Raw genomic sequence first — 13,177 nt, 5'->3', positions numbered from 1 at the left:
TAATTTACTCAATTGGTCTTCTTAAAATCTGTGTATAATTAAATATTAAGTAAGCTGTTCCAATTGTTATAACACCTTTTGTCCATAAATATGTAGATACTGAAAAAGCGATTATCGTTCCAACAGCAAATATTGTGATTGTTACTGACCACATAGTAGCCCACGTTAATCTAGCCTTCCGAAATACAGGGAATATTCTCCTATTTAATTTATAAAAATTATCCATCACATACTCTCTCGCACCACTAGAAGCAATATCTTCTGTACTGGAGATATTCTCTCCTATAAATCCACTTAACTCTGCATTTACTTCACTCGATTTTACCCAATGATTTTCAGTCTTTGACTTTACCTTCCATAAAAGAACTATGGCAAAAATGGTAAGACTTATACCAATAAGAACATTTTCATAAAAGAGAATAATTAAAGTTCCTAATAAAAGGATGAAATTATTTAGTACATTTAAAAATATCTTTGAAAATAAATCAAATAATTTTGATACATCTCCATCTACTCTTTCTAATAATGCGCCTGGTTTATTTTCTTTGTGAAATGACATATCTAAATTTATACAATGCGTAATTAAATCAGTTCGTATATCATTAGTAGCTTTCCAAGCCACCTTCTCTCCTATATAAGTTATCAATAGACTAAGTCCTTGTGCCAGAAAAGCAAATAAAATAAACAGCAAAGCAGCAAATGTTAAATTTTTAGCCTCACTCCCTTTTGCGGCCTCATCTATAAAATATCTTGATATTTGAGGATTTATGAGCAGAAGTCCAATATTAACTGCTGATATCAATAACAGAAATGAAACTGTAAGTTTTTGTTTGCTTACATACTTCCAAAAGAAAGTCATATTTATTTTTTTATGCGTGTTCATTTTTCCCATCCTTTACATAACGAAAGTAGATGCATTCTCATGTTAAATCTACTTATACAGAAGAATACCCCGCTTTGCTTTTCAAAAAAATATAAAATTCTAAATATTCATTTTACAATATTAACATAAAATTCCATAAAATAAACTAAAAAATCATTTTCAAATCGGTATTTACTGAAGCTTATATACTTGTGGACATTTAATGTTCCAAAAAACCCTCAAATTTCAAAAAAAAAAACAGCGTCTATACTAGACACTGTTTATACATAGAAAATCTCTAATCTTTACGTTAACTTCATATCTTTTTCATTATAAAAATCTTCTTGTTTTTTCATTTCCTTTTGCAATTTCGTAAAGGAACGATACATTGCAATGCGCCAAGATATAATCATGGCAAACGCAAGTAGAAAGAACATGCCACTCAGTTGTCCTATATCAAGTGACTGACTTAAATATGATTTAAATACAATACGAACAACAAGTAAACCGATTAAAATAAAGACAAACGCTTTAGAGCGTTTTAAATAAATCTCTTGTCCACGTATTTCAAATTTTGACGTTTTAATAAGAAAAATTGAGAAAATTAATCCTACAGCAACTGCTTCTAATATTTCTGATGTTGTTAAGCGAAATTCAGGAAACAGATACATACAAGCTCCTGTACTCATAAAGATTGGTGGAAGCACAATTTTTTTCAAAGTTGCTGGTTTCTTTGCCGCCTTCAAACGAATAAACATGACTCCAACAGCCATACAAACTGCAAGAATACTTGATAAGAGAGCTAAATTCATTCGCACTCACCCTTTGTTTTGGAAATATCAAAAATATAGTATCATTATATGTATTTTTGTTAGCATTTCCAAATTTTCAACAAAAAAAACTAAAACCCTTTAAATCCACCAAATAAATTTGAAAAGAATATTGTAATTTTTGTAAGACCATTAAAATACAGTAATACACCCATCGCAATCATAATATAACCACCAATTGTAACGAACGATGCACTATGTTTTTTAATCCACGTCATCTTTGTAATAAAGAATGATAAAATAAAGAATGGAATTGCAAAACCGAGTATGTAGGTAATCATATATAACATCGCCGATTGTGGTTTTGTTGCAGCAAGCGCAATAACCGATACTAAAATTGGACCTGTACAAGGCGTCCACCCGGCAGCAAATGCAATTCCAATTAAAGTAGAGCCAAAATAACCACTCGGTCTACTTTTAAATGTAATTTTCCGATCTTGCATTAAAAATGTTGGTTTTAACACCCCTGTTATAACGAGACCGAAAGCAACGATAAAAATTGCTCCTAATTGACGAATTAAATTTTGATAATCCACAAAAAACTTCCCTAGAAAGCTTGTTCCAAAGCCGATTGCTATGAAAATAATCGAGAATCCAATTAAGAAAAATGCAGTATGCAACATACTCCGTTTACGAAGCATTGCATTCTCTTCCTTCAAATCAGAAATAGACATCCCTGTTATGTATGATAAAAATGCTGGATAGAGCGGTAAACAACATGGAGAAATAAACGATAAAAAACCTGCTCCAAATGCTAAAAAGATATTAATGTCTTGCATATTATGCCTCCTTTCTTCTTCAATTTATTGTAGCAAAATTCACAGCAAATACCATGAAAAATTCGTGAACATACTATTATCACTATGAAAATATTAAAATCTTATTCTTCGTATTTATGTATAAACCCTTTTGATTTCCCAACATATAAATTACTGTCATACAGAAAAAACATGACCTGGACTCGCTTTCTCCCTTTGTTTTCATCCTTGCACGTGGCAGGAAAAGGCCTTGACCGCTTCTATGCATGACCAGATGCTTTCGCCCACCTTAAAGAAAAGAAGTTTTTATATTAGTTTTTCAATTTGTATTTATATAGTTACTTTATATTTCACTTCATTTATTATTAGAAAATATTTTTTTACTATGAAAGTTATATTCATATCCACCTTATATTTTCAAGGAATTTGTTCTCCTTTTTTCATCATTATGCATAAATATCATACTTTTATTATTATTCTATAAAATTTCACACTTTTCTTTCAGTTGACCCTCCATTTTTAATTTTGTATACTTCCATCTAGCTAAGTTTGTTCGTTTTTGAACAGGATTACCATATATATAAATCCAACTCGACTTTCTAATACACAAGTCGCGCCATACTGAACAAAAAGTAACCTAATACTTTCTTCTTCTCTTTGTTTGAACATCGCATGTGGCAGAAAGAGGCACTGACCGCTTCTACACATAGCCAGATGCTCTCAACCATCTAAAAAGAAGAGGGGTTTATGTCAGGTTTTTAATTTGGATTTATATAGATAAGGAGGGATATAGATGCTTCGTTATTCATTACTCGTTTTATTAGGAGCATGTAGTTACGGTATTTTAGCAATCTTTGTTAAATTTGCATACAGCGAAGGATTTACGCTTGGAGAAGTAATTGGAAGTCAATATTTGTTCGGATGGCTCATTTTACTTACAATTACATTATTATTTTCTAGACATCGTGTACCATTAAAACAAATGATTATCTTATTTATTGCAGGAACATCAGCAAGTTTAACAGGTATTTTTTATTACAGCGCATTACAAACTGTACCTGCTTCTATCGCTATTGTTTTACTATTTCAATTCGTCTGGATCGGAATTATCATTGAAGCAGTTGCAACAAAAACATTTCCTTCTAGAGAAAAATTGATTTCTGTACTATTCTTGCTTGTTGGAACGTTTCTTTCAAGTGGATTACTTGAACAATCTACAGGAACCTTTGACATGAAAGGAATTTTCTTTGGATTATTATCAGCGGTAGCATTTGCTTTTTATATTTTTGTGAGCGGAAGAGTAGCGGTAGAAGTTCCGTCATTGCCTCGCGGTGTAACGCTTATGGCCGGTGCGTTAACATTAGTAATGATTACTTTCCCACCCACATTTATATATAACGGTGCACTTACAAATGGACTATGGAAATACGGATTAGCACTAGGCACTTTTAGTATTGTCATTCCAACTATTACTTTTACAATTGGAATTCCTAAGATCGGTTCTGGTTTAGCAACAATTTTAGGTGCTGCCGAACTTCCAGTTACAACAATCATGTCAGTGCTTCTTTTAAAAGAAGCTGTAGTGACTTCACAATGGCTTGGAGTTGCCCTTATCCTTATCGGTATTACCATTCCACAAATTGCTTATAAAATGCGCGGACGATATACAAGACAGCATACACATAAAAAATTGGCAGCATAAAAAACCGGACTTCTATAAGAAGCCCGGTTTTTTATTTATCCCGCTATTCGTGGGCAATAAGACTCCCACTGACGGAAGTTTCCCTTTATACTTCCTCTTTCATGTTATATAAATCTATAACAGTCAACTGATACGTGCATCGGTAACATTGTCCCATTGTCAGTGAAATTATAATAAGAAATAAAATAGCTGTATATAAAAGACCATATATTGTAATCGGTGCACTACTTATTCCGTGACAACCCGCTACTCTCAAAATAACAATAGTAAATAACTTTAAAAATAACATACCATGAAGAAGCCCTACTATAAGCGCTCCTCCCCCTATCACAAGTTGCTCATAGCATAATATAAGCCCTATTTGCTTTCGTTTCATGCCAGTTAATCGATACGATTGTAATTCTTTTTGACGCTTTTTCATAAAATGAGTATGTACATACAGTATGAAAAGACATGAAAAACTGAATGTTATTGTTGATCCATAACATAAAAAATTCATTAATAACGATTTATCCTTCATTGTCCCTACAACAGCTTCATTATATTGAATAGACACTAAAAGAAAGTATACACTCACACTACAAGAAATAAAAACAAAATGTTGTAAGCGTTCTGCCGCATGTTGCTGTATATTTTTTCTTACTAATTGAAATAACGACATAACAACTCCTCCGTACAACTTCCTATCCCAACATTAGTGTATAACATAACACATGTTTTCACATGGAACTCTAATAGGAATTGTTTCTAAGACTTAAGTCTTAGAAACATACATATATGAATTCGGTGTATGTATTAATAAGAAAATTATTCTTGTTGCACGAATTTTTAACACAAACAAAATAGCAGTGTCTTATACACATATTATATTGAAGTTAAAAACAGCGATGTTACTCAGTAACATCGCCGTTTTTATCGCATAATTTGCTTTTTCAATTGTTTAAAATAGTGTCTTCTTAATAATAAAAAGTAACATATATGAACGAGTAAAAATAGCCCGATGACGATCAGTGAAGAGCGAAGAATCGGTGTTGTAAATAATGTTTGCAATGTTGTAAAAGCAACACTCGTATGCAAAACAGCTATAACAATCGGGATAAAGAATAACGCGCCCATTTGCACCGTCATTATTTGTTTCATTTCTTCTTCATCCATGCCGAGTTTCAATAGTGATTGATAATATTGTTTATCTGTTTCTAAATCAGTAAACAAGCGGAAATATAAAAAGCTTACAGCAGATAAATAAAAAATAGCTCCGACAAACAATCCGATAAATAGAATAATGCTTGTCAATTCTTTAATCTTATTATAAGTGATCACACGTGATGAAAATTCATACTGCCCTTTTTGATTCAGTCGTTTTTCTAATTCTTCTGCTACTTGCGTTGTTCCTTCCCAACTCTTTACTGTATATCCTGTATAACTCACTGTTTTCTCTACTGCTGTCATTTGCTTTTCCATTTCATTGGAAACAACAAAAATCCCCCCAGGAAATACACCGCCTGAAAAAATATTTTGTTTCAACATAGAAGAAACATGAATTTGTTTCCCACCTTCTTGCAATGTTACATCTGGTTCTTTAGAATGATTAATAATATTACCTTCTATTCCAAAAGAAGGAACGCGAGCCGCTTCATTTCCCGTTAATGTCACAGTTTCATATCCGAGCCGCTTTGCAAACTTATTATAATCATCCTGACTCATAATTACAGCTGGTTGCAAATGGTTAGGAATAGATTGAAACTTCAACTTTGCACTTACTTTTTGGAAAATAACATTTTCCTTTTGAAAAGTATCTTCAATCTCCTTTTCATATTGCCCTTTCTGTCCTTGATGTTCATTATATGTAATCAAACTAAATGCAAATGGGATGTTCTTTATCGACTCGCCCTTTTGCGTTTCTATAAAAGCAGCAAACGTTCCAATGGCACAAAAAGCAACTGTCGACACAATCGTTACCATAAAAAACATACGTGCATTATCCTTCATGCGATATGCTAACATAGAAAATGATAATAAATTCGTTTTCTTCCAATAGATAGGCTTTGATTTCTTTAAAAACTTTATGATAAATACACTAAGCTGCGAATATAAAAAATACGTGCCAATCATTACAATGGTTGTAACGGGAAGTAACAACAACTGGATACTGCCAGGATTTGCTGTTATAGATAACATATATCCACTTGCTATTAAAATTGCTGCTACTATAGATAATAGAATAGAAGCTTTCGGTTCAGGTTTTGGCTTCTTATTCCCTTTTAATAACGCGATTACTTTTTTACTTTTCACAAAGAAACTTGTTGTAAAAGCAACAATAAAAAACAATGCTGAAAACACAACAGCTGTTAATTTCATTGCTTTCCATGGCATATAAAGCGGCAAACTTTTCAATCCCATTACTGTACTTGCTGACAGAAAAAATAACTTTCCAAATAAAAATCCACAAGCAATACCGCTAATAAGAGCACTTATGCCAACGAGCATATTTTCAAAGAAAATCATCCGTATTAATTGCCAATTTGTAATACCATGAATCACAAAAATCCCAAACTCTTTATTCCTTATTTTTAAAAATGAACTAACAGAGTAGAAAATAAAGAAAAACGAAAAGAAATAAATAATGTATTCCGCAACAAGCATCCCTTGCCGAATAGCACCTTGTCCATCTATATCAGGATGATAAATAAATAAAGCATATAAAAAGAAAATCATAACTGAAAATGCACTGCTTAAAAAATAAGCGGCATATGCACGTATGTTTCGACTTACGTTTTTAAACGCGAGTTGAGAAAACGTCATCTTCCTTCCCCCCCCATGTTTTTTGTACTTTCATAAAAATAGGTATTATCACGAGTATAACATCTCCTTCTTCTTTCCTCTTTTTTCACTATAATAAAAAAAGAAAAAGGAAAACATCGAACTTTCTTACATACAAGAGTACATTCTTACAGTTTTGTCATTTTTCTCGTCATTTTATAAGTTTGTTCATTGTCTTGTCTTTCGCTATTTTCAAAAACTCTTGTAATTCTGGATTTATATTTGCTTTTCGATATGCAACAGCTAGTTCTGCAACAATTTTAGAATCATGTATTTCTTTGTAGACAACTTCTGATTGATATAATTTATTTGCAGACACTGGTATTACCGTTATCCCAATCCCAGCAGCCACAAGCCCTATAACTGTTTGATATTCTGTTGCCTCTTGTACAATTTGCGGACTAAACCCCGCAGCACGGCATAATGAAAGAATATTATCATATAAAGTCGGCCAAACATTTCGAGTAATGAAAACAAAAGATTCTTTTTGCAAGTCTTCAATATATATTGCTTGCTTATTCGCAAGTGGGTGTGCTTTCGGTAAGCAAAGTGTACAAGAAATGTGTTGAACTGTTTCTAGCTGTAATAACTGACTTGTAATAGGTGGACGCAACATCCCAACATCAATTCGATTATCATGAAGTGCATCTACTTGTTCTGGTGTAGACAATTCATGTAGTACAACAGATACATTCGGAAATTTCTTTCGATATTCCCGAACAATAGGCGGCAAAATATCGTACATCGCTGAACCAACAAACCCAATAGACAGCTCTCCGATTTCTCCCCTTTGCGCTCTCTGGGCAACTTCGACCGCCTTATCAATTTGTATAAAAGCTTTTTTCACTTCTTTTAAAAACAAATCCCCTGCTTCTGTTAATTCTACTCTTCGTTTCGTTCTTGAAAATAATGTTACTCCCATCTCTTGCTCTAATTGTTGAATCTGTTGACTTAGCGGCGGCTGTGTCATCTGCAAGCGAGCAGCTGCCCTACCAAAGTGAAGCTCTTCTGCTACAACAATAAAATATTGTAAATGCCGTAATTCCATATAGAACATCCTTTTTTATTAATATATATAATAAATTAATAACATAAGAATTATATATTAGACAAATATTTTTTAAAAAATCATACGGGAAAATACCATTAGAGGCACATTGAAATATTTAAACTAATGTGGAGCCTTAGTTTAAGGGGAAATAAGAGGTAAGTACATGGGGTCACGTCACCAAAAGTAAAAAATTATACAGTGTACTTTTTATCCTTTTATTGGAATCTATTCTTTTGGAAATATGTTAAATAAAAATAATTACTTTTGTATAGGACAATCTTGAATCGGGGAAGGCTGAATGTAAGGAGGCGATCTATGAATGAGTACCTATGAGGCTTTATCTCTGATGCTTAGTTTTGGTATGCTTGTAATCGCTATTCTGAAATTTAAAGATAACGACAAGAATACTTGAACACGCTGAATATGCGTGTTTTTTTTGATGGCTAATATTATCTTGTCTATATACTATAAGGGCTATAGACCCATTGCTATCAAGCTAACAAGAACGAGTTATCCCAAGAGCAAAATGCACAAATTTTTCGTTCATACAAATTGCAGCTGCTCCAATCCAACGTTCCACACTTATCCCTCCCTTGCATATTATTCTGTATTCTACTTATTTTCCCCTCGAAAAAAGAGGAAAAAACTTATAATCTATCGAATATTTCCAACAACTTCATTGACAGCGCATTCCAAAAAACAGAAAGGAATGATTCTGTGAAAATTTCTAAGTATGTTGTGGATTGTGTATTTTGTGAGAAAAATCGAAGAACAAGACAAGCAACTGTGACTGTTTCTGCCTCTTCTAACCTATTAGCAATTCAAAAAATAACAGAAGAATGTCAGCGACGTTTCGGGAAAACATTATTATTAAAAACGGAAATTATAAAAGAAGAATTCATTGCAGAAACAACGAAAAGCTGACCAAAATGGTCAGCTTTCTATTTCCGATCGTACACAGGGAAAACATTTGCGTTTTCTTTCCGTACATATTATCACATGAAGATTAGGGGCATCCTCTATGAAATCGGAATTTTTCCATTATGTGCGTTCCATAATGGATATCGAACAATATTTTCTGTATAATCTACAACAAATTATCCAGAAAAAAGGGAAGATTAGTTCGCATTCTTAAAAAAGGGATAGGGATATTACCGGTAATACTTCAAACATTCGAACGTTACATCTATTATAATATAGTAATCTTCTTCATATCGGAAATATGTATTACATATATAATTAATATGTAATACATATTAATCTCTTATTCCTAGGATTAACAAACCCCTCTCTTTTTAAGGAGGGAGAGAGCATCTGGCCGTGCATAGAGGCGGTCAGGGCCTTTTTCTGCCACAGGCGAGGTTTAAAACAAAAAAAGAAAGCAAGTAGCGGTCATGGTGTATTCTGCATAGCAGTGACTTATATGTCTAAAAAATAAAATGAATTTATATAATAACGAGCAGCATTTGTAAGCAATGAATCGCAATACTCTCTCCTACTATAATCAAGTTATTTATACTATTTTTTAAGAAAAGCCTTCCAAACCTTGTTCTCACAAGGCTTTCTGAAGACTTCCTTTATTCTGCAACAAATACATATTGTAATATAACCCTTGTTGCGTCAGCAATTCCTGATGTGTTCCTTTTTCCGCAATTTGGCCGTCATGCATCACAAAAATTTGGTCTGCATCTTGAATTGTAGATAAGCGATGTGCAATTGCGATAGTTGTTCTCCCTTTTCGCATATGCTGCAGTGCTGTTTGAATAGCTTCTTCTGTTTCTGTATCAATATTTGCCGTTGCTTCATCTAACACTAATACTTTTGGATTTGTTGCAACAGTTCTCGCAAATGCTACAAGTTGTCTTTGACCACTTGAAAACGCCGCCCCTCTCTCAACTACTTCTGTATCATATTGATTTGGTAGCTGTTCAATAAATGTATTTGCCTGCACAAATTTTGCAGCTGTTTCGACTTCTTCATCTGTAATATTTTCATCGTACATACGAATGTTTTGCTTCACTGTTCCAGCAAATAAGAAAGCATCTTGCAATACAAGACCAATGCGTTTCCTTATCTCCTTTTCTTGAAAGTTCTCTAGTCGAACTCCATCAACTACAATTTCCCCTTCATTAACATGATAAAAACGCATCAATAAGTTCATAATTGTACTTTTCCCACTACCTGTATGCCCAACAAATGCAACGGTCTGCCCAGGTTTCACATGAAAAGACACATTTTTCAGCACATCGCGTTTTCCATCATAAGAGAAAGTAACATTTTTAAACTCAATTTCCCCTTCCGTCATGAAAGGAGTTCCATTCCCTTGTTGGACTGGTGCTAAATCTTTTTCATCCATTAAAAGAAACACACGTGATGATGATACAACCGCTTGTTGAAAGAAAGACAATTTCATCATCATTTCATTTACTGGATCAAAGAAACGATGAATGTAGTTCACAAAGGCATATAATACACCTACTTCAACTGGACTATGCATTGCATCAATCCCAAACAACGTGAGCACCAATACGATTGCCAAAATATGAACAAGATCGGTTGCTGGGCGTAAAAAGAGTGCATCTAACTTCAAATTACGGCGCCCTGCTCCGTAATGTTTTTCATTCACTTCTTCAAATTCTTTACGCATTCGTTTTTCTTGGCGGAATACTTGAATAATATTCATGCCTTGAATCGATTCATTCAATTTTGCATTTAAAACACTTAATTGATTGCGGAGTTCTAAATAAAAAACTGAACTTTTCCGACGATAAAGAGCCATAATCGTAATCATTATTGGGATAAGAAGTAACGAAAACAGCGCAAGTTTCACATTCAATAAAAACATAGATATTAAAATACCGATTAAAAATACAATATTTTTTACAAAGGTGGATAATACACTCACAAAGAAATCTTTAATTGCTTCTGTATCGTTTGTTATTCGCGAAACGAGCGTTCCAATCGGTGTACGATCAAAGAAGCTAAGCGATAAACTTTGTACATGCTCATACACTTCCACACGCATATCTTGCACAATTTTGAAGGCAATATTTTGGAAATACAATAAGTTCAAATACGTAAAGAGGACCTTTAATAAATGAAATACGATATAAACAATAAATAACGTTACTAATACATTTTGCTCAAAATTCTTCGGAACTAAATGCTCATCAATAAATTTCTTAATTAAAAAAGGACCCATCATTTCCGCTATAGTTGCACCCACTAAAAATAGAAACGCGAATGTCAGCAGTTTTTTATATGGCTTCATATATGATAATAGACGCCATAGATCACTTCGTTTTTTCCCCTGCATCATACTCCTCCCTTCTCAACTAACGATTCTAATTGCTGACTTTCATACATGTCTTTATACCAGCCATCTTGTTGCATTAAACTTTCATGCGTACCACGCTGTACAATCTTTCCATCATCAATAACAAGAATTAAATTTGCATGTTGAATCGCACTTAAGCGGTGCGCTGTAATAATAGTCGTTTTATTTTGTCGTTCACGTTTTAATGACGCCAAAATCGTTTCTTCTGTCTTTGCATCTACTGCTGATAAACAGTCATCTAAAATTAAAATTTCAGCATTGGTTAATAATGCACGTGCAATCGAAATACGCTGCTTTTGACCACCTGATAAAGAAACACCTCGTTCACCAACTACGGTTTCATATCCTTCTGGAAATTTTGTAATATCCTCATGAATACATGCTATAGTAGCAGCATGTGCAATATCTTTATATGTAGCACTAGGTTTTCCAAATGCGATATTTTCTCCTATACTCGCAGAAAATAAAAAATGATCCTGTGGTACATATGAAATTGCGGAACGAATAGCATGTAGTGTCATATCTCGAATATCAGTTTCTCCAATTCGCACGCCCCCATCAAAATGATCATATTCTCGAATTAAACATTTTAATAATGTCGTTTTCCCTGCTCCAGTACGACCTACAATCCCTAAAGTTTCCCCTTTTTGTAAAGAAAAATGAATGTCTTGTAGATTTGTTACTTCATTTTTCTTATACGAGAATGTGTCAATATCAAAATTGATATCACCACTTGCTATTTCTTCACTTGCTCCTTCTCTATTTACCACATCAGACACTTGCATAAATAAATTTTGAATACGATCATAAGAAGCACGGCCACGCTCCATAATATTAAATAACCAACCGAACGCTAACATCGGCCATACGAGTGTCCCTAAGTAAGCAGTAAATGTAATAAGTTCCCCAATCGTAATCTCCCCACGAACAACCAATACAGAGCCATAACACACTGCAATTAAAAACGAAAAACCTACAATTAAAGTAATTGTCGGATCAAATAATGAATCAATGCGAGCAACGAGAATATTTTTCTGTACCACCTCTTCTGATTTATTACGAAATGATTGTAAATCTTCTTTTTCTTGACCAAGTGAACGAATTACCTTCATTCCACTCATACTTTCCTGAACTTTATCATTGATTTCTGAAAAAGCCTGTTGCGCTTTATGAAAACGACGATGTAACAAAGTTCCGTAGTAGTTCGTTGCAATCGCTACGATTGGCATTGGAATTAAACTGAGTAACGTTAATTTCCAGCTAATTGTAAACCCCATCGCAACGAGAACACACCCGCCTACTGCTAATGAATCTACAAACGTTAATACTCCGGAACCTGCTGTTTGCTGCACTGCTTGAATATCATTCGTTGCATGTGCCATTAAATCACCGGTACGATGTTTTTGGTAAAATGATGGACTCATATTCGTAAAATGTTCATACAGCTCTCGGCGTAATTGACGGGCTAACTTTAAAGAAGAACCAAAAATCATCATGCGCCACAAATAACGCAAAATATACATCATCACCCCAGCACCAACTAAAATTCCTGCCCATTGCAATAACTTCTGAGTCGTTAATGAATGATTGTTAATTTCATCAACAATGATACCAATTATTTTTGGTGGTACGAGCTCAAGAAGAGCAACGCCAAACAATAAAAAAATACCAATTATGTATGCTCGCTTCTCTTGTTTAAAAAACCATGCCAAGTCTAAAAAAACCTTCATTATATACCTCCTATCCCAAATGAGCGATGTTTTTAGTTTATCAAAAATACTGAATGTTTTAAAGTTTAAAACATTTTTAGAAGACAA

Annotated in this window: 11 protein-coding genes; 3 read left to right on the top strand and 8 right to left on the bottom strand. The window is 33.6% G+C overall.

Annotated elements, in window-relative coordinates:
* Positions 1 to 4: 4 nt before the first annotated feature.
* The 3 genes from ACIGHG_RS06090 to ACIGHG_RS06080 form a co-directional block, all read right to left on the bottom strand.
* On the bottom strand, positions 5 to 883 hold the full coding sequence (locus tag ACIGHG_RS06090) for an ABC transporter transmembrane domain-containing protein (protein ID WP_396547594.1): 879 nt from the start codon (positions 881 to 883) through the stop codon (positions 5 to 7).
* Between the two features lie 284 nt (positions 884 to 1,167).
* Positions 1,168 to 1,674: a CcdC family protein gene (locus tag ACIGHG_RS06085; RefSeq protein ID WP_090913143.1), complete on the bottom strand. Its 507-nt coding sequence runs from the start codon at positions 1,672 to 1,674 to the stop codon at positions 1,168 to 1,170.
* 89 nt (positions 1,675 to 1,763) lie between these two features.
* Positions 1,764 to 2,471, bottom strand: a complete 708-nt coding sequence (locus ACIGHG_RS06080; RefSeq protein ID WP_396547591.1) for a cytochrome c biogenesis CcdA family protein — start codon at positions 2,469 to 2,471, stop codon at positions 1,764 to 1,766.
* Positions 2,472 to 3,243: 772 nt separating this feature from the next.
* Between ACIGHG_RS06080 and ACIGHG_RS06075 the strand changes: the two genes are divergently transcribed.
* Positions 3,244 to 4,152 (top strand): EamA family transporter, encoded by a 909-nt coding sequence (locus ACIGHG_RS06075; RefSeq protein ID WP_396547590.1) that lies wholly within the window; start codon positions 3,244 to 3,246, stop codon positions 4,150 to 4,152.
* Positions 4,153 to 4,237: 85 nt separating this feature from the next.
* Here the strand turns inward: ACIGHG_RS06075 and ACIGHG_RS06070 are convergent, their stop codons facing one another.
* The 3 genes from ACIGHG_RS06070 to alsR all read right to left on the bottom strand — a co-directional run bounded on the left by ACIGHG_RS06070 (position 4,238) and on the right by alsR (position 8,020).
* Positions 4,238 to 4,813, bottom strand: coding sequence for an ABC transporter permease (locus ACIGHG_RS06070; protein ID WP_396547588.1), 576 nt, complete (start codon positions 4,811 to 4,813; stop codon positions 4,238 to 4,240).
* 251 nt (positions 4,814 to 5,064) lie between these two features.
* A complete protein-coding gene (locus tag ACIGHG_RS06065) occupies positions 5,065 to 6,954 on the bottom strand; it encodes an FtsX-like permease family protein (RefSeq protein WP_396547586.1) in 1,890 nt (629 codons plus the stop codon).
* A 169-nt stretch (positions 6,955 to 7,123) separates the two neighbouring features.
* Positions 7,124 to 8,020: an acetoin biosynthesis transcriptional regulator AlsR gene (gene alsR, locus ACIGHG_RS06060; protein WP_336472443.1), complete on the bottom strand. Its 897-nt coding sequence runs from the start codon at positions 8,018 to 8,020 to the stop codon at positions 7,124 to 7,126.
* A gap of 322 nt (positions 8,021 to 8,342) precedes the next feature.
* Between alsR and ACIGHG_RS06055 the strand changes: the two genes are divergently transcribed.
* Entirely contained in the window at positions 8,343 to 8,435 is a 93-nt protein-coding gene (locus ACIGHG_RS06055; RefSeq protein WP_368087040.1) for a putative holin-like toxin, read from the top strand.
* Positions 8,436 to 8,740: 305 nt separating this feature from the next.
* Entirely contained in the window at positions 8,741 to 8,947 is a 207-nt protein-coding gene (locus ACIGHG_RS06050; RefSeq protein WP_336472442.1) for a DUF3903 domain-containing protein, read from the top strand.
* 628 nt (positions 8,948 to 9,575) lie between these two features.
* On the opposite strand, the gene ACIGHG_RS06045 is transcribed toward ACIGHG_RS06050, so the two are convergent.
* Positions 9,576 to 11,339 carry an ABC transporter ATP-binding protein gene (locus ACIGHG_RS06045; RefSeq protein ID WP_396547764.1) on the bottom strand — a complete coding sequence of 588 codons (1,764 nt, stop codon included), beginning with the start codon at positions 11,337 to 11,339 and terminating at the stop codon, positions 9,576 to 9,578.
* On the bottom strand, positions 11,339 to 13,090 hold the full coding sequence (locus tag ACIGHG_RS06040) for an ABC transporter transmembrane domain-containing protein (RefSeq protein WP_090913127.1): 1,752 nt from the start codon (positions 13,088 to 13,090) through the stop codon (positions 11,339 to 11,341). The genes ACIGHG_RS06045 and ACIGHG_RS06040 overlap by 1 nt, the downstream gene beginning before the upstream one ends.
* Between the last annotated feature and the right edge of the window lie 87 nt (positions 13,091 to 13,177).

It is taken from the genome of Bacillus sp. NPDC077411 (assembly GCF_044543425.1).
Classification (GTDB): domain Bacteria; phylum Bacillota; class Bacilli; order Bacillales; family Bacillaceae_G; genus Bacillus_A; species Bacillus_A bruguierae.
Note: the sequence above shows the minus strand (reverse complement) of the source record. Positions and strands in the feature narration are given on the sequence as shown.

What these genes read in the sequence shown, in the direction of transcription:
- ACIGHG_RS06090 (WP_396547594.1), bottom strand. Translation starts at nt 883, where the DNA reads ATGAACACGCATAAAAAAATAAATATGACTTTCTTTTGGAAGTATGTA.
- ACIGHG_RS06085 (WP_090913143.1), bottom strand. Translation starts at nt 1,674, where the DNA reads ATGAATTTAGCTCTCTTATCAAGTATTCTTGCAGTTTGTATGGCTGTT.
- ACIGHG_RS06080 (WP_396547591.1), bottom strand. Translation starts at nt 2,471, where the DNA reads ATGCAAGACATTAATATCTTTTTAGCATTTGGAGCAGGTTTTTTATCG.
- ACIGHG_RS06075 (WP_396547590.1), top strand. Translation starts at nt 3,244, where the DNA reads ATGCTTCGTTATTCATTACTCGTTTTATTAGGAGCATGTAGTTACGGT.
- ACIGHG_RS06070 (WP_396547588.1), bottom strand. Translation starts at nt 4,813, where the DNA reads ATGTCGTTATTTCAATTAGTAAGAAAAAATATACAGCAACATGCGGCA.
- ACIGHG_RS06065 (WP_396547586.1), bottom strand. Translation starts at nt 6,954, where the DNA reads ATGACGTTTTCTCAACTCGCGTTTAAAAACGTAAGTCGAAACATACGT.
- alsR (WP_336472443.1), bottom strand. Translation starts at nt 8,020, where the DNA reads ATGGAATTACGGCATTTACAATATTTTATTGTTGTAGCAGAAGAGCTT.
- ACIGHG_RS06055 (WP_368087040.1), top strand. Translation starts at nt 8,343, where the DNA reads ATGAGTACCTATGAGGCTTTATCTCTGATGCTTAGTTTTGGTATGCTT.
- ACIGHG_RS06045 (WP_396547764.1), bottom strand. Translation starts at nt 11,339, where the DNA reads ATGCAGGGGAAAAAACGAAGTGATCTATGGCGTCTATTATCATATATG.
- ACIGHG_RS06040 (WP_090913127.1), bottom strand. Translation starts at nt 13,090, where the DNA reads ATGAAGGTTTTTTTAGACTTGGCATGGTTTTTTAAACAAGAGAAGCGA.